General features: G+C 62.2%; 20 protein-coding genes and 3 pseudogenes. 6 read left to right on the top strand and 17 right to left on the bottom strand.

The window, feature by feature from the left end; translation table 11 throughout:
- Positions 1 to 7 precede the first annotated feature (7 nt).
- Together MPC4_RS05790 and MPC4_RS05785 are read left to right on the top strand one after the other, a co-directional pair.
- The gene (locus MPC4_RS05790; RefSeq protein ID WP_174511683.1) at positions 8 to 604 is read left to right on the top strand and encodes a DUF2239 family protein; all 597 of its coding nucleotides are present in this window, start codon (positions 8 to 10) and stop codon (positions 602 to 604) included.
- Positions 582 to 1049: an ester cyclase gene (locus MPC4_RS05785; RefSeq protein ID WP_244628867.1), complete on the top strand. Its 468-nt coding sequence runs from the start codon at positions 582 to 584 to the stop codon at positions 1047 to 1049. Before MPC4_RS05790 ends, MPC4_RS05785 begins: the two co-directional genes overlap by 23 nt.
- A 67-nt stretch (positions 1050 to 1116) precedes the next feature.
- Here MPC4_RS05785 and MPC4_RS05780 read toward each other — a convergent pair whose 3' ends face one another.
- The 7 genes and pseudogenes from MPC4_RS05780 to MPC4_RS21710 all read right to left on the bottom strand — a co-directional run.
- On the bottom strand, positions 1117 to 2046 hold the full coding sequence (locus MPC4_RS05780; protein ID WP_174511682.1) for a DUF2493 domain-containing protein: 930 nt from the start codon (positions 2044 to 2046) through the stop codon (positions 1117 to 1119).
- Between the two features lie 326 nt (positions 2047 to 2372).
- Positions 2373 to 3420: pseudogene (locus tag MPC4_RS05775) on the bottom strand (DUF7146 domain-containing protein).
- Between the two features lie 58 nt (positions 3421 to 3478).
- Positions 3479 to 5569 (bottom strand): annotated as a pseudogene (locus MPC4_RS05770) (ParB/RepB/Spo0J family partition protein).
- A 170-nt stretch (positions 5570 to 5739) separates the two neighbouring features.
- Complete coding sequence (locus tag MPC4_RS05765) at positions 5740 to 6936, bottom strand: DUF932 domain-containing protein (RefSeq protein WP_174511681.1); 1197 nt, start codon at positions 6934 to 6936, stop codon at positions 5740 to 5742.
- A 183-nt stretch (positions 6937 to 7119) separates the two neighbouring features.
- A complete protein-coding gene (locus tag MPC4_RS05760) occupies positions 7120 to 7272 on the bottom strand; it encodes a hypothetical protein (protein ID WP_174511680.1) in 153 nt (50 codons plus the stop codon).
- Between the two features lie 523 nt (positions 7273 to 7795).
- Positions 7796 to 8491, bottom strand: coding sequence for a DUF4331 family protein (locus MPC4_RS05755; protein WP_210253600.1), 696 nt, complete (start codon positions 8489 to 8491; stop codon positions 7796 to 7798).
- 146 nt (positions 8492 to 8637) lie between these two features.
- Positions 8638 to 8829 (bottom strand): annotated as a pseudogene (locus tag MPC4_RS21710) (hypothetical protein); the annotation flags it as partial.
- A 477-nt stretch (positions 8830 to 9306) separates the two neighbouring features.
- Here MPC4_RS21710 and MPC4_RS05750 point away from each other — a divergent pair.
- Both MPC4_RS05750 and MPC4_RS05745 read left to right on the top strand, forming a co-directional pair.
- A complete protein-coding gene (locus tag MPC4_RS05750; RefSeq protein WP_174511679.1) occupies positions 9307 to 10662 on the top strand; it encodes a ferredoxin reductase family protein in 1356 nt (451 codons plus the stop codon).
- Between the two features lie 323 nt (positions 10663 to 10985).
- A complete protein-coding gene (locus MPC4_RS05745) occupies positions 10986 to 11303 on the top strand; it encodes a hypothetical protein (protein WP_174511678.1) in 318 nt (105 codons plus the stop codon).
- A gap of 156 nt (positions 11304 to 11459) precedes the next feature.
- Here MPC4_RS05745 and MPC4_RS05740 read toward each other — a convergent pair whose 3' ends face one another.
- Entirely contained in the window at positions 11460 to 13034 is a 1575-nt protein-coding gene (locus MPC4_RS05740) for a peptide chain release factor 3 (protein ID WP_174511677.1), read from the bottom strand.
- A gap of 186 nt (positions 13035 to 13220) precedes the next feature.
- On the opposite strand from MPC4_RS05740, the gene MPC4_RS05735 reads away from it, so the two are divergent.
- Positions 13221 to 13646, top strand: a complete 426-nt coding sequence (locus tag MPC4_RS05735) for a DUF1810 domain-containing protein (protein WP_174511676.1) — start codon at positions 13221 to 13223, stop codon at positions 13644 to 13646.
- Between the two features lie 15 nt (positions 13647 to 13661).
- Here the strand turns inward: MPC4_RS05735 and thiD are convergent, their stop codons facing one another.
- The 8 genes from thiD to MPC4_RS05695 all read right to left on the bottom strand — a co-directional run bounded on the left by thiD (position 13662) and on the right by MPC4_RS05695 (position 20482).
- A complete protein-coding gene (thiD, locus tag MPC4_RS05730; protein ID WP_174511675.1) occupies positions 13662 to 14477 on the bottom strand; it encodes a bifunctional hydroxymethylpyrimidine kinase/phosphomethylpyrimidine kinase in 816 nt (271 codons plus the stop codon).
- A gap of 53 nt (positions 14478 to 14530) precedes the next feature.
- Entirely contained in the window at positions 14531 to 15055 is a 525-nt protein-coding gene (locus MPC4_RS05725) for a DUF2937 family protein (protein WP_174511674.1), read from the bottom strand.
- Between the two features lie 105 nt (positions 15056 to 15160).
- Complete coding sequence (locus MPC4_RS05720) at positions 15161 to 16168, bottom strand: WD40 repeat domain-containing protein (protein ID WP_174511673.1); 1008 nt, start codon at positions 16166 to 16168, stop codon at positions 15161 to 15163.
- A 55-nt stretch (positions 16169 to 16223) separates the two neighbouring features.
- Positions 16224 to 16664, bottom strand: coding sequence for a hypothetical protein (locus MPC4_RS05715; protein ID WP_174511672.1), 441 nt, complete (start codon positions 16662 to 16664; stop codon positions 16224 to 16226).
- Between the two features lie 11 nt (positions 16665 to 16675).
- Complete coding sequence (locus MPC4_RS05710; RefSeq protein WP_174511671.1) at positions 16676 to 17734, bottom strand: CobW family GTP-binding protein; 1059 nt, start codon at positions 17732 to 17734, stop codon at positions 16676 to 16678.
- A gap of 170 nt (positions 17735 to 17904) precedes the next feature.
- Complete coding sequence (locus MPC4_RS05705) at positions 17905 to 18816, bottom strand: metal ABC transporter substrate-binding protein (protein WP_174511670.1); 912 nt, start codon at positions 18814 to 18816, stop codon at positions 17905 to 17907.
- Between the two features lie 29 nt (positions 18817 to 18845).
- Positions 18846 to 19712, bottom strand: coding sequence for a metal ABC transporter permease (locus tag MPC4_RS05700; RefSeq protein ID WP_134490890.1), 867 nt, complete (start codon positions 19710 to 19712; stop codon positions 18846 to 18848).
- A gap of 29 nt (positions 19713 to 19741) precedes the next feature.
- Positions 19742 to 20482 carry a metal ABC transporter ATP-binding protein gene (locus MPC4_RS05695; RefSeq protein ID WP_174511669.1) on the bottom strand — a complete coding sequence of 247 codons (741 nt, stop codon included), beginning with the start codon at positions 20480 to 20482 and terminating at the stop codon, positions 19742 to 19744.
- A gap of 318 nt (positions 20483 to 20800) precedes the next feature.
- On the opposite strand from MPC4_RS05695, the gene MPC4_RS05690 reads away from it, so the two are divergent.
- Positions 20801 to 21388, top strand: coding sequence for an SCO family protein (locus MPC4_RS05690; protein WP_174511668.1), 588 nt, complete (start codon positions 20801 to 20803; stop codon positions 21386 to 21388).
- Positions 21389 to 21402: 14 nt separating this feature from the next.
- Here the strand turns inward: MPC4_RS05690 and MPC4_RS05685 are convergent, their stop codons facing one another.
- Complete coding sequence (locus tag MPC4_RS05685) at positions 21403 to 22257, bottom strand: transporter substrate-binding domain-containing protein (RefSeq protein ID WP_174511667.1); 855 nt, start codon at positions 22255 to 22257, stop codon at positions 21403 to 21405.
- Positions 22258 to 22328 lie beyond the last annotated feature (71 nt).

Raw genomic sequence — 22328 nt, 5'->3', positions numbered from 1 at the left:
ATGTCCTATGCGAAATCGGTCTGAGGTTTCAGAGGAAGACAACAGCCCGCCGCACTTCGTGGCGTTTGAGGGCGTCGCGCGTATCGCCAGTGGCGGCTTGGCCCAGGTCGCGTTGGCTGCCAAGCAGGCGCAACTTCGGAATCCAGCCGCGTCGGTGATCGTGTTTGACCTCGAAATCGGCAAAGTGGCTGATCTCGATTTGCGGGGAACCGAGCAGGAAATCGTGACTCGCTACACGCCCCAAGTGCCATCCACCCTGGGGCGGGGCCGACCAAAGCTCGGAGTGGTCGCCCGCGAGGTCACGCTCCTGCCGCGTCACTGGGATTGGCTTGCTCGTCAGCCCGGAGGCGCGTCAATCACACTGCGCAAGCTTGTCGAGGCTGCCCGTAAGGCGGACGGCGGGGCCACAAAGTCCCGGGAGCGCGTAGAAGCCGCCTATCGCTTCATGTCGGTCATGGCGGGCGATCTTCCGGCGTTTGAAGACGGCGCTCGGGCGCTATTCGCTGGCGATCGAAACAGGCTCGCAACAGTCATGTCGCAATGGCCATCGGATATCTGCAATGAGGTGTTGCGATTTTTCGATGGCGCCGCCTGGAAAGGGTGAAGGCATGAGAGCTGCGAGGGTCAAAGACCTGTTGGGGTCGTTCATCAGCGAAGTTTGGAACGACGGCGACGCGGATGCGGCTGGGCGTTTCCTTGCACCGCGCTACACGATCCATCATGACCCCGGAGATCTCTGGGACGGCCGCGTGCTTGACCTCGCCGGATTTCAAGAGCGCGTTCGTATATCGAGGGCTCCGTTCCCAGATCAGAAGTTCGCAATCGAGCGCCTATGCGCGGACGGCGACGCCGTAGCTATGACATGGTTGTGGAGCGCCACGCACGCTGGGGACATCCCCGGCTTTCCGGCGACGGGAAAAACCATTCGGATGAGCGGATCAACGCTGTATTTTGTCACGCCACGGGTCCGATTGTCGGGTCACTGGCAGATTACTGACCGGATCGGAGTCCTGCGGCAGCTTCAGGCAAACAAGGACGATCGTGGTTGAAACAGCTGCGCTTCGCGTGAGGCGAACTGAAGCGTTCCAAATCGTCCGACCCGCGCGGAGGCGGCGCTCACGCGCCGCCGAACTTCCAGACCGGGATGCCGAGCTTCTTCGCCTTGTCGGCGAGGTTGTCCTGGATGCCGGTGCCCGGGAAGTGCAGGACGCCGATCGGCAGAGTCTCCAGCAATGTGTCGTTGCGCTTGAACGGCGCCGCTTTGGGGTGCTTCGTCCAGTCGGGCTTGAACGCGATCTGCGGCACCTTGCGATTGTCGGCCCATTTGGCGGCGATCAACTCGGCGCCCTTCGGCGAGCCGCCGTGCAGCAGCACCATGTCCGGGTGCTTGGCGTGGACCTGATCGAGCTTGGCCCAGATCAGCCGGTGATCGTTGAAGTCGAGGCCGCCGGTCAATGCCACCTTCGGCCCCGCGGGCAAGAGCACCTGGTTGTCGGCGCGCTTCTTCGCCGCCAGGAAATCGCGGCTGTCGATCAGCGCCGAGGTCAGGTTGCGATGGTTGACCTTCGACCCGTTGCGCGGCCGCCAGGCTGAATGGGTGTGGTGTTCGAACTGGTCGGCGGCCTGGTCGCGCATCAGCTCGAAGGCGTTGCGGCGTTCGATGAGCGTCTGGCCTTCCGCCGTCAGTCGTTCCAGCTCGACGGATTTGACCTCGCTGCCGTCCTGTTCCCGTTGCGAGCACTGCTGCGCCAGCTCATTGTCGTCGAGTTCGCGCTCGATCCGTTCGATGGCCCGATGGAAGACGTTCACCGTCGACCAGAGCAGGTCCTCGAGGTCGGGTTCGAGGCGAGTGTCAGCAAGCGCCACGACGAGGGCGTCTAAGATGTCGGAGATGCTGCCCGCGAGGATGTTCGCTTCTGGAAGCGGCCTGGGATCGGGCTCGTCGTTGAAGGGGCGGTAGCCATAGAGCTGGAGTTCGTGGAGGACCTGATCGGTCGGGGATGAGCTGTGGTGCGGCTCGAAGTCGTCGTCATGGTCGGTGGTCATCGCGGCTTTCCTCGTCGGATCGGCCGCGCCCATCGCGGCCTTCATGGCGACGGAGGCGGCGGGCGGGCCGGACCTGCACCCGCAGCGCAGCGGAGGGCCGAAGCCTCGGCGGAGGATGGCGAAGGCCGGCGATTTTGCTTCGCGATGGAAAGCGGCCCTCTGGGCCGCGCCGGAAAATCGTTGGCCGTAGCCATTGTCGGTCCGGGCCGCTTGCTGCCCGATCGCCCTCTCAGAAGGCCGTGGGCGTGGTCCTCTCCGACGCTGAGGGAAGAATGACCGCCGGGCTCGTGGTGGCGACGATGCCACGCCGCCCCATTCCATTCCGGCTATGCCGCCAGCTCCATGAAGCGGGCGACGTCCTGCGCCGCGATCTGCACCCGGCTCGCGGCCCGAAGCGCGTCGGTCCCAAGCAGGCGGAGATCTTCGTTGAAGTCGCCAAGTCGTGGCGAGATCACGATCGCTTCGATCCCATCCTCCTGCGCTCGGTCGATCAACGTCGCCATTGCGCCGTCGCCGGCCGGATCATCGTCGCGGGCGATGTAGAGTCGCCGCAGCGTGTCCGGGAACAGGATGGCGGAGAGATGCGCCGCCGAGAGGGCTGCGACCATCGGCAGGGTCGGCAAGACGCATCTGAGCGACAGCATCGTCTCGACGCCTTCGCCCGGCCGCCATGACCTCGCCCGCCACGCCAAACCGAACGGCATGACCGAGAAGGTCGCCCATCGCCCGTCTCGGCGTGTCGATCGGCGCCTTGCCGAGCATCGCCTCGGTGAAGCCGCCTGGATCGAGCCAGGTGCGATGCACGCCGGTCAGATGACCCGCGAGATCGGTGACGGCGGCTATTATCGCTGGCCAGGTCTCGGTCGGGCTGTGCTCGTCCGGCCGATAGTAACAGCGCGGGTGGAAACGCAGGCTTCCGGTTCCGTGCAAAGTCGTAATGCCGCGATTGCGGAGATACGTTTCTACGAGAGTGCGGTCGATCGGCTGCGACGTGGCGAATAGTCGCCGTGCCGCCTCTGGCGATCCGGTTGGAGCGCTGGGCGTTCGCAATCGGGGACGATCCGGCTCCGGATGCGGCAGGCTCGGGAACGAACGCGCCTCATCGGCGACGTCCTTGAAGTCGATCAAGCCACAGCTCTCTCGGATCACATCGAGCAGATCGCCATGTTCGCCGGTCGCGGCGTCGGTCCATTTGCCGGCAGGCCCTTTCGGCGACTCCTTTAGACGCACGAACATCGAGCGGCCCGGCGTGTTGCGGACGTCGCCCACGAGCCAATAGCCGCCCTCGCGACGGCCTGCCGAGAGATAGTTGCGGCACACGGCCTCGGCCTGGCGGGCAAGGCGCTGCGCCAGATCATGTGCGGTATTGCTCATGATGGTCCTCGAAAAGAAAAGGCCCGCCGTCTCCGGCGGGCCTCGTTGCAGTCGGCAGCTACTCGGCCGCGATCATCGGTTCGTCGGTATCGTCATTCTGGGCGACCTGCTCATCTTCGTCCTCCGGCAGTTTTTCGCTGAACTGCTCTGGAGTTTCCTCGACCGCAGATTCCGGCGCCTGATCGCCGTCGGCGGCGTGCCCCGGCGTGCGCAGCGGCTCGGGCAGCCAGCCGGTGTCGGCCAGCAGCGTTTCCGCCTCAGCGGCCATGTCGCCCTTCTTCAGATGCTCAATCCGATCGGCGGCACGCTGGCCTTTCGCCTGGGCCACCGCCTGCAGGATGCGGGCCTTCGTCACTCGGCCGAGGAAGTTATCCACGGTCGCCTTCCACCCGGCGGCCGCAATGTCGAGGTCAACCGCCTGCGCGAGGCGATCGGCATGGGCGAACGCCCGCGGGCGCCGGTTCCAGGGCTCGTACACCGCGTTGACCGAGAGGCTGACGATGTGGGCGAACAGGCCCGCCTGGCTGTCGCCGTCCCACTCCTGCAGCGCGTCCCAGAGGTCGGTCGACTCTTTGGGAAGCGCCTTCGCCCAGCTTTCGTGACGCACGCGGATCGCTTCGGCCGATGCGCTGTCGTTCAGCCCCGGCGCCTGCGTACCGAAGCTGGCGCTCTTCAAATCGAGTTCGAGGCAGCTATCCGAGCCGTAGTGGTAGAACGTCTTCAGCGTGAGGACGTGCAGGGCGGCGAGGAAAGCGACATCCGGCCGCTCGCCGAGCGCGTGACGGAGGCCGAGCGTGCGATGCGAGGTCAGCTCGGTCATCAGCCGATCGGAGATGGGCGACAGGCCCTCGTCCTCCTCTGGTTCGGCCTCGGGCGCGGCCGCCACGATGGCTTCGTCACCCTCGAAGCTTGCCGCCATCGCGCGGTCCGCCTCTCCGTCCTCAGCCGAAACGAGCTCCGGCTCGATCGGCAGTTCGTCCTCAGGGCGGACGTAGCCGCGTTCGACACGAAAATGTCCGTCGGCGCCGATGCTGACGAAGGCGCCGGCACGGGCGATCTCGGCAGGGTCGAACACGACAGGCCGGGTCTCGAACCCCTCCAACGCCGTTTCCAGCTCCGACAGGCGCTCGTCGACATCGTCGGCCAGTTCGTCGGCGTCCGCGTGCTCCTCGGAGAGGCGATCGAACTCCGCCTGGAAGGCGTCGCGGGTCGTTTCCTCCTTTGCCGAGAGCGGCGTGGGCTCGCCGCGAAGCTAGCGGAGGCCAAAGGCATGGCCATAGGCGAAGTCGGGCGCGACCTCGATCCACCTCCAGCGCTCGCCGGCGATTGCCTCCGACTCCGCCTTCAGCTTGTCGGCCACCATCTGGTCGACGAGCACGACATCCTGCAGCCAGCCGCCGTCATCGCCCTGGAACAGGTCGCGCAACACCGTGCCGCCCGCCGCCACATAGGCGTCCACGCCGACGAACTGCACCCGCTTGTCGGATGCGCGGACGGCGCCCTCGGTCAACATGCGACGGATGGCGTAGGGCTGCTTGTCGTAGGAGGCCTTCAGCCGCTCGAAGGCCTGCTCCTGGCGCTCATGGTCACCTGAGACGGTGAAGGCCATGAGCTGGTCGAGTGTCATGCCGTCCTCGGCGTAGACGTCGAGTAGCGCCGGCGAGACCGACGCCAGCTTCAAGCGCTGCTTCACCACGTTGACCGAGACGAAGAACGCGGCGGCGATTTCCTCTTCGGACTGTCCCTTCTCGCGCAACGCGAGGAACGCCCGGAACTGGTCGAGAGGGTGCAACGGCGCGCGCTGGACGTTCTCGGCGAGCGAGTCCTCCTCGGCGATGCCGCTTTCGCGGACGATGCACGGCACCGGCGCGGTCTTGGCGAGACGCTTCTGCTTCACGAGCAGCTCCAGCGCCCGGTAGCGCCGGCCGCCTGCCGGGATTTCGAACATGCCGGTCTCGACGCCGGCCTGATCAACGACCGCGCGCACACTCAGGCCCTGAAGTAGGCCGCGGCGGGCGATGTCGTCGGCCAACTCCTCAACCGAGACATCGGCCTTCACGCGCCGGACGTTCGACTGGGAGAGCAAGAGCTTGTTAAAGGGGATGTCGCGCGAGGGCGAGAGGGTAATCTTCTGAACGGCAGTCGCCATGGGATGATACTCCGTGACGGACGGCCGAAAGCCTCTCTCAGCCCTTATCCGTCACGAAGCGCAGCGCCGCCCTCTTCCTCTGAGGGCCGCGCCGCGAAACCGACGATCAGGAAAGACGGAAAGGCACGAAGCCGGAGACACGCTTTTCCGCATCTCCGGCTCTCCGGGCGTCAGGCTGCCCGATCGAACAACTTCTTGGCCCGCGCCTCCAAGTCGAGCCGAGCGTCCTGGTGGGTCTTGTCGCGCGCAACGGCGGTGATGCCCTGAACGAAGTCGAACACGCTCTCAGGTTTGCGCCCTTCCTCGATCAAGACAGTCTCGATGATCTTCGCCGTCTCGGTCTTCGAGAAGCCGCGCTTGCGTAGAAACTCGCTGCGGTCATCGTCGGTGCGGGCCACGATCTTCTCTCGGGCCGCCTTGATGCCATTGACGAAGGGCATCGGCGAGGAATTGGCGAAGCGGGTGAGCGCCGGCGCAGCCTCATGCGCGAAGCGTGAGGCGGCGTATTTCGAGTGGCGGATGGTGATCTCCTCAAAATCCTCGACGCCCCAAAGATTACGATTCTGGCAGACGGCGCGGAGATAGAAGCTCGCCATGCCGAGCGTCTTCGCACTCACCTCGGAATTCCAGCAATAGAAGCCACGGAAATAGAGGTCGGGCGAGCCGTCGGGCAACCGCCCCGCCTCGATCGGATTGAGATCGTCGACCAGGAAGAGGAAGACGTCGCGATCGGAGGCATAGAGCGTTGTTGTGTCCAGCGTGATGTCAATGCGCGGGTTGTAGATGCCGGTTGACCAGTCGAGCACGCCCGGGACCTTCCAGCGTGTGTCGCCCGTGCCGTTGCCCGCGATCCGCTGCACGGCCGCGACCAGCTCGTGGTCGAAGATGCGGCCGTAGTCGGGCCCGGTGACGGCGCGCAGCTCGACGCGACCATCTTCGATCTCGAGCGTCTTCACCTGCTCGGTGCGATGGGACGTCAAGCCGTATTGCAGGTTGATGCCGGCGAGCGGAGCCGGAAGCTGCCGTAGATAGGCCGCCGGCGCTCCGACCAGGCCGGCGAGCTGACCGAAGCTCCAATGGGTCGGCACGATTGGCGCATCCGTGCCGGGAAGCATCAGCGCCAAGCGCTCTGCATCGTCGCGGCTCGCCTCCACCCGGATCGCCGCGCGCTCGACGGTTCGGGTGCGGCTACGCTCGGTCCGGCCACGGACGGCGGCGTAGAGGTCCGACAGGGACAAGTAACGCTCGTCCGCCGGCCTCGAGAACCATTCCGACGATACGCGGCCGATCCGCTCGCCGCGGCTCACATCCACCTTGTAGCCGCCAGCGCGGTCGCGACCGGTGTCCAGAATTTCCACATGGGTCATGGCTAGTCTCCATGACGGGCGCCGGAGGCCTCTCCTCCAACCCTCAACCCGTCACGGCGAAGCCGGTCCGCGCTCTCACTCTTGGGGGCGTTACGGGGTCTCCCCGTAGAAGGGGTCGGCCGAGACGCAAGGCTCGGCCACAGGGGAAGGCTTTCCCCACATCGACACGTCTATAGACGGGGGCTATGCGTAAGGCGTCGCAGCGCCGACGTGCTTGCGCGGAGCGTTGAACGGCCCGTCGAGGAAGAAGGCAAGATATTCGGCGACCAAGCCCACTTCGCCATTTTCCTCACCGGCGGCCGCGCGCGTGAAAATTTCCAAGGCGGTCGCGCACATGCGCACCGCGCGTCCTTTTTTAGATTCCTGCCTTTTCCGTTTCCTTCCACGGGAAGGCGGTCTCGACCAGCTGGCCGAGTCGCAAGCGCAATCGTTGCCGGCTTGCCACTTCGGCAATCAAATCCAGCGATGGCTCAAACACCCGCGAGCTGTTCCCGTTCGGCAATTCCTCACCAGAGCTCCGGCGCTGTTCCTCGACAGAGACATCGCCCTCGCTGTGCGTCTCGCGCCGGCCAAACAACCAGCTCGGGATCGTGCATTGAAATACTTGTCTCGGAGGGCTTCAGTTCAATGAAGAACACCTATCTATGATAGGAACACGCGTTGGCAAGCAATGCGTCGGTCAGCGACGCGGCGGTGGCAAGCCGCCGCGTCAAAGCCGTCTAGGGTGTTGCCCGTTCGAGGTATTGGCGCAGACCCGCGTTGATTTGTTTGTAGCTCAGAAGGCGGCGGGCTCGCTTCGGTCAAATGACTGATCCGATGACAGACGGTCCGAGACCAATGATCGCGTGGGGGAAGCCACTCAACCGACCTTTGGAACGTATGGGAAGGTCGACGATGGTTTGGATGTGACCGATTCTTTGCCGATGCCGAGCCGGATAGGCGTATTCGCCGCGATCGAAAACATGACATCCGGCGCGTTGTCCGTGAGCGACCGCCCATTCCAATCAGCGAAGCCGAATACTGCTGACGTTCCGATGACATACGGAAGAATGTTCGGGAAAAGACGGTGGACGACCATTTCGGCATAGGCGTTCGGATTCTCGGCGGTGCCGGTGGCGGCCACCATGGCGGCGATCGCTTTGGTGACAATTTCGCCAAAGGTCGCGAAGTCGTCGGCTGGGCAACCGGCATTGAGCCGGTTGCCCAGCACCTCGTTGTATTGGGTGAAGAGCGGGTGGATCATTGGAAGGCCCACCCGATTGATCGGACGCCATCCGCCCGCGTCGGTGGCGAGCGTGGCCACGGCCCAGACGCCGATGCGGCGGCGGCCGGGCGCGTCGGCGAGCAGGGCGGCGTCTGGCACCTCCAGCACAATGGAGTAGACCGTATGGCCGGCGAAAAGATTCCTGGCCTGGTTCGGATCCCATCCGGCAAGATTGACCGGGGTCCCGTCCTGGAGCGCATGTCCAACGGCGTGAAGTACCTCGGGTTCGATCCAGAAGGGATCGCCGGCCTGGCCGGCCCAGATGCGTAACCCCTCTGAGGTCGTGACCATCTCCTTCGTCGTTCCGCGCACGACGACCGTGCCAGCCGCATCGGGATCGGTGGCGTCTGCCCCCTGAGGCAGCGAAGGACATATGCTTGATTGCCGCGCTCGTCGCGCGCGTCAAATGTAATGCGATAGGTCACATCCTCGACCGCATCGCCGTCGCTATCGATCTTGAACTCGTACATGCCCTCGGGGTGATAACCTGGGACCGGTACGGGGCCGGCGATCGAGTGGCAGACATTGATCACGAAGACGGTGCCGATCTCGCCCCGGAACACGTAGAGATCGGTAATGTCAAGCCGGATGTCCTGGCGCGCAAGCGGCGAATCGAGGTGGTGGGACATGATCTTCTCCTTCATCGTGCCGAGCATCACCGTAGACTGGTTCGGCTGGTATTGATTCAGCTCAAGCCTCTACCCATCTTCGCCTAGAGGATTTCGAATCACAGTGCTGAATTTTTGAATTCGCGCGATCTCTTCAGAAACGTTTGATGCGAAAGTGCGGAATCACCGATTAGATTTCAAGTCGGGCTTTATGGTTTAATGGAAACACGGATCCCGCTCGTTGTCATTGCCCGTCGGCGTCGGTTGGCTAACCGAGGCGAGTACGACATTGCGTGAACAGGGACGCCTCGGCGACCTGGCGAAAGCGCAGACTATGCTGGCCACAGAACGAGGGATCAATGGCCGCGTCTCCAAAAGCGGCGCCAAGCGCCCTGCTCGTCCTTGACGCCCCTCAATGCGTAACTCAGAACGCATGCGTATGTTCTGATGAGATGGCGAAATCCCCAGCCATCCGTTCGAATCTAGACGAAGGCCGCTATGCTGAACATAAAGCGAACTTTTTGGGGCGCGCTGATCCTGCTGACCGTCTTATGGCTTGTCGCGGAACCCCTGGTGTTCTGGCCGGCCAATTTCTTCGCGCTTCGTGCGAGCATGGTGCAGTATAGCGGCGTCATCGCTATAGCCTGCATGTGCGTCGCCATGATTTTGGCGCTGCGACCGCGTTGGCCGGAGTCTTGGCTGGGTGGGCTCGATAAAATGTATCGCCTGCATAAGTGGTTCGGCATCGCTGGCCTTGTCATGGCCGTGATCCACTGGCTGTGGGTGAAGGGTCCCAAATGGGCTGTTGGATTTGGCTGGCTTGTGCGGCCTGCGCATGGACCGAGAGTTAATCCGGGGAGCCATGCTCCGGAATTTTTCACGACTCTGCGCGGTCCCGCGGGGGACTTGGGCGAATGGGCATTCTACGCTGCGGCGCTGCTGATCGTGCTGGCGCTTGTTCAATACTTTCCCTACCGGCTGTTTTACAAGACGCACCGGTTGCTGGCGGTGGCGTATGTGGCGTTGGCGTTTCACGCCGTGGCGCTGATGAAGTTCAGCTACTGGACCTCGCCTGTCGGCTTGATCATGGCGCTCCTGCTGGCCTACGGCGCGTTAGCGGCTGTCATTGTCCTGCTGCGGCGAGTAGGCGCTCATCGGCAGGTTGAAGGCAGGATCGCCTCAATTCAGTATTATGCCGGCGTGCGGGCTCTCGAGACGCAGATCGATGTGCCGCGTGGCTGGCCTGGTCACAAGCCCGGCCAGTTTGCCTTTGCCACCTCGGACGCCTCCGAAGGCGCGCACCCCTACACCATCGCCTCGAGCTGGAATGAAGACAACCCGCGGATCACCTTCATCACCAAGGAACTTGGCGACCATACCCGCCGCCTCCGCGCGATGCTGCGCGTGGGGCAGGTGATGAAAATTGAGGGGCCATACGGCTGTTTCACCTTCGACGACGGCTGCTCGCGCCAGATTTGGATCGGCGGCGGCATCGGGATTACCCCCTTTATCGCGCGCATGAAACATATTGCGCTAGGGCCGGACGCTAGCTTGAGTGGGTCTCGATCGCAGGAAATTGAGCTGTTTCATACGACCGCCGACTATGACGAGGAAGCCATGAGCAAGTTGAGCGCCGATGCGCGGGCCTCGCACGTTCGCCTGCATGTTCTGCTTGACGCCCGTCACGGTCGCTTAAGCGGCGAGCGCATCCGCGCGTTGGTGCCCGACTGGCCCAAGGCCAGCATCTGGTTCTGTGGTCCATCAAGCTTCGGCGAGGCGCTGCGGCGGGACTTTGCCGCGCATGGGTTCCCGGTGACGCAGCGTTTCCATCAAGAATTGTTCGCGATGCGGTGAGGGGCGGCTCCCAGCCGAGGCCCAATGACGTCGCCAAGGGGAATGCCATTGTCCGGCTGTCACGCAGCGCTTTCATGATGGGGCCATAACTGGCCTGCAATGCCGCGGCGCGCGGGATCCGCCCTCAATCCCAGAGAATGGCGAAGAACCGGGGGCGGGGCGTACTCCATTCGATCGGAAAGCGCTCCAGGGGCGCCCTAAAATTCTCTCACAGCATCAGACGCGAAGGCCGAAACCCGCGGGAACATTACCGATCGTTAATCGTTGTTCTGGCCGGCCGCAAAAAACTCAGCAAAGCGAACAGCGGCCGGGCGGAGGGCAAAATGTTCAGGGTGGAATTTCTAAGAGATGACAGGATAGTCGGCAGCGCTACTTACACGGACCTTCATCCGGCGATATTGCATATAAAAGACCGCAATACCTTCCGGTCTCGATATGCGGCGACTGCGGCGTATGTATTCGACGTCGATAAGCAGCATATCGTGTACAGCTATGCGGAGACCACTTGCGACGCTGACAGCGTCGAGACAGACATCGGCGTAAGCCTTGCTCTGCGGCATGGGCTCGTCACGAGCGAGGGCGCCAATGCGTCGAGAGCAAAAAACCCGGCTGAGCGCGGAGGCGTCAATATGCTCACTTAGTCCAGCACATTCGCAAGCGCTGGCTCATCGTTCTTCGTAGAGAGGATCATCCTTTTCCTTTTTCGGATCCTCCGCCGGGACAGGAGTGATCCGGTGTTCTGTATTGTCGCAAACAAACCATGAACGCGCGAGGGAAAAGCTGTGGGATCGGCGACGTCACGCGGCCTTCTGATAATCCTTGATGTCGGAAAAGGTCACATCCGGCCATTTGTCCTGCTCATATTTCAGGTCCCAGGCTGACGCCCCCATGAAGACCGGGGCGCCGTCGAGATCGACCGCCATGGAGGAGGGGTGCGCGCGAATAAATTGGTCGAGTTCGGCCGGAGCGGCCGTGATCCAGCGGCAGGATTCAAAACGGCTCTGCTCGAAACTGACCCCTAACCCATATTCGGCTTCGAGCCGTTCGGCGAGCACGTCGAGCTGCAAGGCGCCGACGACGCCGACGATGGCGCCCGACCCGTCGTTCGGCAAGAAGAGCTGCACGACGCCTTCCTCGGCCATTTGGCCCAGCGCCTCGCGCAGTTTTTTCGCCTTCATGGCGTCGCTGATCTTGACGCGGCGGAGGATTTCCGGGGCAAAGCTCGGCACGCCGCGAAAGACAAGATCCTCGCCCTCGGTCAGCGTGTCGCCGATGCGCAGCGTGCCGTGGTTCGGAATGCCGACGACATCGCCCGCGTAAGCTTCTTCCGCCAATTGCCGATCCTGCGCGAAGAAGAATTGCGGCGCATTGAGCGCGATGTTTTTCCCCGTGCGCACGAGCTTCGCCTTCATGCCGCGCCGCAATTTGCCCGAGCAGACGCGCATAAAGGCGATGCGGTCGCGGTGGTTCGGGTCCATATTCGCCTGAATCTTGAACACGAAGCCCGTCATCTTGTCTTCTCGCGCATCGACATTGCGCGAGGCCGCCTCCAGCCCATGCGGGGGCGGGGCGAATTTCGCCAGCGCGTCGATCAAGTCGCGCACGCCGAAATTGCGCAGCGCGCTGCCGAAGAAAACCGGCGTCAGATGGCCCTCCAGAAAGGCCTTTTGATCGAAGGCTTTGAGGCCCGCGCGGGCGAGTTCGATCTGTTCTTTCGCCGCCTCGAACTCGGCCTCGCCCAAAAGTCCCTTGATGAAGGGATCATCGGGTCCGGCGACGGGCACGGCTTCGGCGTCGCGGTCGAGTCGGCGCACGACATTATGCTCGAGATCATAGGTGCCGGCAAAACTGCGCCCGCTGCCAAGCGGCCAAGTGATCGGCGCGACGTCGAGGGCGAGCGTTTTTTCGATCTCATCCAAAAGATCGAAGGGATCGCGCGTTTCGCGATCCATCTTGTTGATGAAAGTCAGGATCGGAATGTCGCGCAGGCGGCAGACCTCGAACAGCTTTCGCGTGCGCGCCTCGATGCCCTTGGCGGCGTCGATCACCATGATCGCCGAATCGACGGCGGTGAGGGTGCGATAGGTGTCCTCGGAAAAGTCCTCATGGCCTGGCGTGTCGAGCAGATTATAGACGCAGTCGCCATATTCGAAGGTCATCACCGATGTGACGACCGAGATCCCGCGTTCGCGCTCGATGCCCATCCAGTCGGAGCGGGTCTGGCGCCGGTTGGCTTTGGCGCGCACTTCGCCGGCGAGCTGGATCGCGCCGCCGAACAGCAGCAGCTTTTCGGTCAGCGTGGTTTTGCCCGCGTCGGGGTGGGAGATGATGGCGAAGGTTCGCCGCCGGGCGACCGGATCAGAAGCGCTCATGGCGCTGCTACGTCGCAAGGGGCGACGCTTATGTCAATCATCGAATGACGCGCCAGCCAATGCCGCGTCGCGCGGATCGCTTGCGGCGCGCGAAAAGGGGCTTAGCTTTCCGTGGCGCAGCCTGGTTCCTGACGCTCCCGGATTGCAAACGGAAACCTTCGGTTTCCAGAAAGAGGCGCGACCGCCATGGAAACAAGCGATAAATACGATCTGCAACGCTTCGTCGAGGCTCAAAATTCCGTATTCGAGGACGTTTGCTCCGAACTGGAGGAAGGCCGCAAGAAAACCCACTGGATGTGGTTCATCTTCCCGCAGATCGCGGGTCTCGGGCATAGTCCCATGGCGCAACGCTATGCGATTTCAGGCCGCGCGGAGGCCGAGGCCTATGTCCGTCATCCGGTTCTGGGGCCAAGGCTGCGGCGCTGCACGCATCTGGTCAATCGGGCGATTGGGCGTTCAATCAATCAGATTTTCGGATCGCCTGACGACATGAAATTTCATTCCTCGATGACTTTGTTCGCCCGGACGGCGGACGACAGTCAGATATTCAGGGACGCGCTGCAGAAATATTTTGCAGGGGAATTGGACCAGGCGACGCTGCAACGGCTTTGAGGCTCAAGGCGATCTTCAAGCTTTGGACGTCGGCCGCCAGAGCTCGAAAAAATGGTTGAGCGGGCCGTGTCTGCCGCCGACGCTCAGCTCATCGGCGGCTTCGAGCGCGCGGGTCAGATAGGCTTTCGCGGCGCCGATCGCCTCCGGCAGCGCAAAGCCAAGGCCAAGATAGGCCGCGATCGCCGACGATAATGTGCAGCCCGTGCCATGCGTGTTCCGCGTCGCGACGCGGGGAGCCGAAAAGATCCGCTCCGATGCGCCGTCGAAATAAAGATCGTCGGAGGAATGCCCTCCGCTGTCGCCGCCCGTGATCAGCACGGCCCTGGCGCCGAGGCGATGCAGCCGCTCGGCCGCCGCGCGCATCTCAGCGGCGTCCCTTGCCCTCGGAAGGCCCGAGAGGCGGGCGGCTTCATCGAGGTTTGGCGTGACGAGGGCTGCGAGCGGAAACAGTCGCTCGATCATCGCCTGTTCGACGCCTGACGCAGCCAGCGGGTCGCCGCTCGTTGCAGCGAGCACGGGATCGAGCACGACCGCGCGGGGCCCGTGCGCGGCGAGGCGCGCGGCGACTGTCTCGACGATCGCGGCAGATCCCAGCATACCGATCTTGACCGCCGCGACTTCGATATCCTCGAAAATCGCGTCGATCTGTGCGCCGACGAACTCCGGCGGTGGGAGGTGAAGGCCGCGCACGCCCCTGGTGTTCTGGGCGGTGAGCGCCGTGATCGCCGCCATGCCGTAGCATCCGAGCGCGGCGAAGGTCTTGAGATCGGCCTGTATGCCGGCGCCTCCGCTAGGATCGGAGCCGGCGATGGAGAGAATGTTTGGAATCATATTCTCTTTCCGGCTAGCGCAGAACGCGTTCAGGCAAAATCGCATCCTGCTCTTTAAGTCTTTGTTTTGACGTGTGATGTAGACATCGGCCTCCTGCGGCTGAAGCGCCGCAGGGGCGCCGTCAAGGCCCGAAAAAGGCCGAAGCCGGTCAGGAAGCCCAGTCCTGCTAGAACAAATCCTTCGCTCGTCACAGGAACGGCGGGCTCATAGCTCGCATAGGCCTGACGCGCGATCAAGGGGTCGAAATCGGCCGCCAGCGCGGCCAATCTTCCAAGCGAACCGGATCGCGCCATGTCTGCGTTGGCGCGCGATAGCGTTTGCAGACGCGCAACGATCTGCTCCATCTGAAGGCCGCGTTCGCGAATAAATTCATCGCCGTCGCCGGAAAGACGCGCGATGCCCTGCTCCTCGCTCAGGCCAAGCTGGGCGCTATCCGCGTCGAATTGGGAGACGATTTTCTGCAATTCGTCGATCGCGCCGCCAAGTCTTTGCCGGTACTGCTGGGCATATTCAGGAATCTGCGACGCGGTCAGCCCGACGACGGCGCCAAAAAACAGCGCTAGTCTCGACCTCAGCATTGGAATCATCCCTCGGGGCGCGCAAGCCTGCAACGTCAATGAGCGCGGCGCGGCAGAGTTCCGGCAAGCCTCGGCCTCAATCTTCGCGGCGCGGGCCCTGCGGGGTCAGGCTGGCATGGTCAAGAGACCGGACGCGCCGTCGGCGCCGCCGAACAGCAGCCTGTGGCCGGCGTCGTCCCAACAGAGAGCGGTGACGGCGGCGTTCTCGCCGGCTCCGCTGGCGCGCACAAGAAGCTCGGCGCCGTCGGCGAGGCGGCAGAGCAGGATCATGCCGTCCTCATAGCCCTGCGCCAGAACGGGGCTCTTTGGATGAAACGCGACGCAACTGACCTTGGCTTGCCGGACGCCGCATTCGCGCGGCGCCTTATTGATCGGCCCCTCCTTGGAGTTGAACGGCCAAATGATGCTGGCGTCGGCCCCAGAGGTCGCCAGCCAATGGCCGTCGGACGACCAGGACATAGAGCGCGGCTTGGTCGGATAGCCGCTGAGCCGCAGGTCTTTTTTATCGGCGAGCCGCCAGGCATGCAGAGAATTTTCTTGCATCGCCGTCACAATGAAGCGGCCGTCGGGGGAAACCGTGATTTCGAGATGCGAGCCTTTCCAGTGCAGCTCCTCGGGCGGGGCGGCGGCGTTCGGAAACCACAGGCGTGCGCCATTATAATGCGAGATCGCAATCCTGTAGCCTTTGGGCAGGAAAGCGAGGCCGCGCACGCTCGAGGGCGCTGTCGTTGTCTTGATTTCTCCTTTGGGATCGCGCGCGAAGACCTGTTTGCCTGTTGACCAGGCGAGCGCGCCGTCGCCGCGCGCGGCAAGCGCGTCGATCCACCTGCCTTCCTCATAGGCGATCTGACGCGTCGCGCCGTCTTCGGAGATCAGCACGACCCTGCCGTCGTCACCACCCGTGACCAGCTCCTTTCCGGCTTTCGCCCCGACCAGAATGGCGGCGTCGGGATGCACGGCAATGCGTTTTTCTCCGCCTGTCCCGGTCAGAAGCACATGGCCATCGCCGAGCGCCAAAGCGGGCGTCGCGCCGATGAAGGCCGCGGCGGTCACCGGCGCCCCGGCGTCGATAGGGGCGACATTGGAAGTCAGGGAATTAATCGGCTCGACCATGTCTCGCTCAAGGTGAGTTTGGTGCACACTAACTGCAGGTACTATAAATGATACTTTACAACGATCTGGCTTTAATTGAGATTAGAATCAGCGCTGATATTAATAATATTGCTGATATTGCGCAAAACACAAGACCGATATACGCCGTTGTTGATGGATTGCTTTTCATCAGCAGATTAGGATGGGTTTTTTCATACCTTTCTGAAGCGCGAATAAATAGACCAAGTCGAGCGGATGTAAAATAAATATACGATATTATCGCGGTGATAAGTCCGATTGGGAAAAAATAAAAGAAAATAGTTATCCCATGATTGTAAGGAGATCCTTTGCCATCTTTGACTAGCGTGATGGCACCAAACAAGCCAGCCCCATGAGCAACAAAGAGATAGTTCAGGCCTTTGAAAAGAGGGTCGAAGACATCGTTTAGCTCTGCGCGCTCATTTGCCAGCCATTTCTGAAATTCTTCATCTGGAATATGGTCCCTCTTTCCATCCATGTGGCCCTCCCTCAGGCGGCGCAGGCCAGAAAGCCGCTGCGGATTTCATCTTCCTTCAGATTGCGGCCAATGAAGACGACGCGGCTGACGCGCTTTTCGCCCGGCTTCCAATCCCGTTGCAGATCGCCGTCAAGGATCATGTGGACGCCCTGAAAAACGAAACGCCTCGGCTCATCCTTGAAGGCGAGAATGCCTTTGGAGCGCAAAATCGAGGCGCCCTCGGTCTGAATGTAGGTGTTGATCCAGGGCATGAATTTATCCGCGTCGACATCGCCCTCGATCGTCAGGGCGACCGACTGCATGTCCTCGTCATGATAATGCTTGAGGCCGTGCGAGGCGTGCTCATGATGCTCGCGCCCGTGATGATGATGATCGTCATGATCATGATGGGCGTGGTCGTGATGATCGTGGTCGTGAGCGTCCTCGACTTCGAGGAACTGCGGTTCGATTTCGAGGATGCGATCGAGATCGAAGGCGTTGCGGCCCAGCACTTCATTGATGGGTACGGCGCATTTCACAGTCTCGTGCAATTTGGCGTAAGGGTTGATGGCGCGGATGCGCGCCTCCACGTCGCGCAGCTCTTCGGCGCTCACGAGATCGGTCTTGTTGAGAATGATGACGTCGGCGAAGGCGATCTGGCTTTTAGCCTCGGGCGCGTCCTTCAGCCGCTCGGCGAGCCATTTGGCGTCGGCGACCGTCACGACGGCGTCGAGCCGCGCGGCGTTTTGAACGTCGGCGTCGACGAAAAAGGTTTGCGCGACGGGCGCGGGGTCCGCGAGCCCGGTCGTCTCGACGATGATGGCGTCGAATTTGCCCTTTCGTTTCAACAGGCCTTCGATGATGCGGATGAGATCGCCGCGGACCGTGCAGCAGATGCAGCCATTGTTCATCTCGAAGACTTCTTCGTCGGCGCCGACGACGAGGTCGTTGTCGATGCCGATCGCGCCGAATTCATTGACGATGACGGCGAACTTCCGCCCGTGGTCCTCTGACAGGATGCGGTTCAAAAGCGTCGTCTTGCCGGCGCCGAGATATCCTGTGAGCACGGTGACGGGAATTTTTTCGGCCATTCGATCCTCCGGCGACTTGGCGACCATCTTTGCCTCAGGGCGACGCCTCCCGCCAAAATGGGAAACGCGAGCGGCGGCGCCAACCCTCGACGATTTCGGTCCGGACTAAGTCCTTGTTTGCAGAAAGACGTCAAGCCGGATCAGGCGCCGGCCTGAAGAGGCTCGGCGCATTATTTCGAGAGCGCGGTGGTCAATTGCTTGATGTTGTTGCGCATCATCTCGACGTAAGTTGGGGCGGGGCCGTCCGGCGGCGAGAGAGCGTCGGAAAACAGGGCGCCGCCGATTGTCGCGCCGCTCTCTTCGGCGATCCGCCTGGCGATGCGTGGATCAGTGATGTTTTCGAGGAAAACGGCGGGGATCTTTTCCGTTTTGATCTGGCGAATGATCCTTGCGACGTCCCTGGCGCTCGCCTCGGTCTCCGTTGACACGCCCTCGGGCGCGATGAATTTGAAATCATAAGCCGCGCCGAAATAGCCGAAAGCGTCGTGGGTCGTTATGATTTCCCGGCGCTTCGGCGGGATCGCGGCCAGCGCCGCGCGCACCTCTTTGTCGAGTTCGTCCAGCCTCGCGAGATAGGCCGTAGCGTTGGCGCGATAGGCGTCGGCGCCGCCCGGATCGACTGCGATCAGCCCGTCACGGATATTTTCGACATAGATCTTCGCGTTGGGGATCGATTGCCAGGCGTGCGGATCCTCGCCGATTTTTCCCTCTTCCTCCATCTGGCGCGGCTCAATCCCTTTTGTCGCGACGACGATCGGAGCCTTGGCGCCGGACGCCCTGATCAGACGATCGAGCCAGCCTTCCAGCCCCAGCCCATTGACGAGGATCAGTTTCGCCGCGTTCAGGTGCTTCGCGTCCTCGGGCGATGGCTGATAGACATGAGCGTCGCCGTTCGGGCCGACGAGGGAGATGACCTCGACGCGGTCGTCGCCGACATTGCGGGCGAAATCCGCGAGGATCGAAAAGGTGGCCACGACGGGCAGTTTATTCGCAGTTGCGGCCTGCGCCTGCCGGAGCGCGGGCGAAACGCCAGCTATGGCGCTGGCCGCCATTAAGGTTATAACGTTGCGCCTTGTACGCATGAAAATATCCTTTTGTGGGGCTGACGACGTCAGGCTTCGAGGTGGCGGCGCGACCGCAGGCGGCGAAGCACGCCGCCGGCAGGGCCGAAAGCCAGGGCGAGGAGATAGAGCGCCCCCGCGATGAGAATGATCAGCGGCCCTGAAGGCAATCCCGCGTAAAATGAAATGATCAGGCCAGCATAGCTGGCGAGGACGCCTTGCGCGGCCGCGAGCGCGATCATCGAACCGATGTCTTTGGCGATCAGCCGCGCGGCGGCGGCGGGAAGCATCATCATGCCGACGGCGAGCAAAGTGCCGAGCGCGTGAAACCCTCCCACCAGATTCAGCACGACGAGCATAAGAAAAAGGATCTGCGTTGGTCCGCCGGCGTTCCCGACGGAGGCGAGAAAGCCGGGATCGACGGTTTCCATCACGAGAGGCCGATAAAGAAAGGCGAGGCCGATCAGCGTCAGCGTCGCGATCGAGGCGAGAAGCAGGAGCGTTGCGTCGTCAAGCGCGAGGACGCTGCCAAAGAGCACGTGGAGCAGGTCGATGTTCGAGCCTCGCAACGAAATGACGGTGACGCCAAGCGCCAGTGAAATCAGGTAGAAAGCCGCCATCGAGGCGTCTTCGCGTAAGATCGTCGTGCGCGCGACGACGCCGGACCCGACGGCGACGATAAGGCCGGCGATGAAGCCCCCGACGGTCATGGGCCCGAGCGAGAGGCCCGCCGCGAGATAGCCCATCGCGGCGCCGGGCAGGATCGCATGGGCCATTGCGTCGCCGGTCAGCGCCATTCGCCGCAGGAGGAGAAAAACGCCGAGCGGCGATCCGGCCAGAGCCAGAGCGATGGCGCCGACCAGCGCGCGCCGCATAAATTCGAATTCGACGAAAGGCGAGATCAGAAAATTGTACAAACGCAGCCTCTTTGAAGCCTGTTCAACACTTAGGCCGCGCGGGAACAGGCCTGCGCGTCGCGATCGAAAGCCTCGATCATCGAGCGCGCCCTCAAGAGATTTTGCGGGGTCAGCACGTCGGCCGTCTTTCCCCAGGCGATTTTTTCGCGCGCCAGCAGAAGCGTTTGGGGAAAGTGCTCCCGCACGATATCGAAATCATGCAGCACGGCGAGCACCGTGCGTTTTTCGCTGCTCCAGCGGGCGACGAGGGCGAGAAGATCTGCTGTCGTCTTTGAATCGATGGCGGTGAAGGGCTCGTCGAGGAGGATGACCGCCGCGTCCTGCAGCAGCAGCCTTGCGAACAACATGCGCTGCAACTGGCCGCCGGACAGGGCGCCAATGGCGCGATCCTCGAAACCATCCAGCCCGACAGCCGAGATGGCGTCGTGGACTCGCGCCAATTCACGCCGCGCGACGGCGCCGAACAGGCCGCAGCGGGACCATAAGCCCATGGCGACGACATCGAATACGTTGATCGGAAAGCTTTTATCGATTTCTGCGGCCTGAGGAAGATAGGCAATATCGCGCGTCTTGACATGCGGCAGCGCGACCGAACCGCTGAGCGGCGCGAGCGATCCGGCGATGGCCTTCAGCAATGTCGATTTTCCGGCGCCGTTAGGCCCGCATATGGCGAGCAAAGACCCGCTCTCGACGTCTCCGTCGAGATGATGAACCGCCGGGTGACGGTCATAGCCAAGGGTCAAATCGCTGAAGCGGATGGCGGCGGTCATTGAAGACTCATATGAAGGCGACCCTAATGCAACGCCCAATAGACCAAGCCCCATAAGGCCGCGCTGAGAACCAAGGCTCCGCTCAGCCGGGCGGCAGCCGAGAGGCGCAGCAGCGAAAAGGCTGGCGCCGCTGAAATCCTCTCCGGGCGGTGGGAATGGGTGATGCTCATAATGTCTCCACGATGGAGTAACATTATAACGTACGCGCGGCGTCCGGCAAGGCCGCAGTTCGCGCCTCTTTGCCCGATGCGAGGCTCAATTTTCCGTGGAGCGCATTTCGCCGATTGGAATGGGCGGTGCGATTTGCTAACGAAAGTCATGACCAAAGCGTCTCGCCAATTTCTGTTCATCGCCGTGGCGTTGGCCCTCGGGCTGATGGTGCTCGGCGGTCTAGCTTTCCGCAACCTCGCCGACAATGGCGCGCAAGGCGTCGCCGCGATCGGCGGCCCCTTCGCCATGACGGCGCAGGATGGCCGCGTCCTAACCGACGCGGACCTCAAAGGTCATCCGACCCTCATTTTCTTCGGCTACACGCATTGCCCGGACTTTTGTCCGACCACCTTGACGCAGATATCAAGCGTTTTCAAAGAGATGGGTCCGGACAAGAAGATCGAGGCGCTGTTCGTCACGATCGATCCGCAGCGCGACACGCCGGACACGATGAAGACTTATCTCGAAAGCTTCGATCCGCGCATCATCGGATTGAGCGGGAACGAAGCGCAGACCCGAGCCATCGCCAAAGCTTATAAGGTCTATTTCAAGAAGGAAGGCGCCGATAACGGCGATTATACGATGGACCACACCGGAGTGGTCTATCTCATGGACAAGAATGGCCGCTTCGTCAGCGCCTTTAATCTTGACCGGCCGGCGAAGCAGGCCGCCGACGAATTGACGCGCTATCTTTAGACCTCGCCACTTCATTAATAGAAGCCGAGCGGAAAATATTTGAGATAGAGGTCCGTGTAGACGCCTTTCGCCGATAAATCGGCGAGAGCGTAATCCAGCGCCTGCCGCAGCAGCGGATTGTCTTTCTTGACGGCGATGCCGACGCCGTCGCCGAAAAAGCGGCTGTCGAGGAAGGGGCCGCCGAGAAAAGCGCAGCAATTATGAGCGTCCTGACCCTGCAGCCAGAAGCTCAGAGCAATGCCGTCGCCAAAGATCGCGTCGACTTCTCCTTTGTTCAGGGCCTCGGTCAGCGCCTTTTGCGTCTCGAAGGGCCGTTGCACGGAGCTCTTGAAGAAGGCGGACAGAAAGGCCTGATGGGCGGTTTTCGCGAGAACGCCGATGTATTTGGCGCGCAGCGTTTCCGGCGTCGCGTCGGTTAACGCGGTTGACTTCAGGGTGACGAACCGCGCCGGATTCTTTGAATAAGGCGCGGTGAAATCAAGCTCGCCACGGGATTTCTCATCCATGCGGATCGAGGCGATGATGGCGTCGCCCTGATCCGATTTCAAACTATCGACCAAAGTGTCGAACCGGCGGGCTTGAATCGTGCAGCTCAGTTTCAGATCTTCGCAAATGGCGCGGGTGAGATCGATGTCAAAACCAGCAAGGGCTCCGTCCGCCGCGGCGAAATGGAACGGCGGGTAATCATCCTCTGTCAGGAAGCGCAGGCTGTGCAGACTGGCAAGGTCTGGCTTTATGGGCCGCGCATGGGGGTCCCAGAAGCCGGGCGTGAATACGGCGGGATCGCCAAGCCCCGGGCTCGATGAGACGAGGAGGCTAGCGAGGAGGCAGGCCGCGGCGGCAGGCCAATCGAGCACTCGAAATCTCATGGCCGGCGCCAGACGTTTTCTGGCTGTCCCTTCGAAACGGCGCGACGCCTCAGCATCTTCCAGACCTCGTC

Origin of the sequence: Methylocella tundrae, from assembly GCF_901905185.1 — a bacterium.
GTDB lineage: Bacteria > Pseudomonadota > Alphaproteobacteria > Rhizobiales > Beijerinckiaceae > Methylocapsa > Methylocapsa tundrae.
This window is presented reverse-complemented; position numbering and strand designations above follow the sequence as displayed.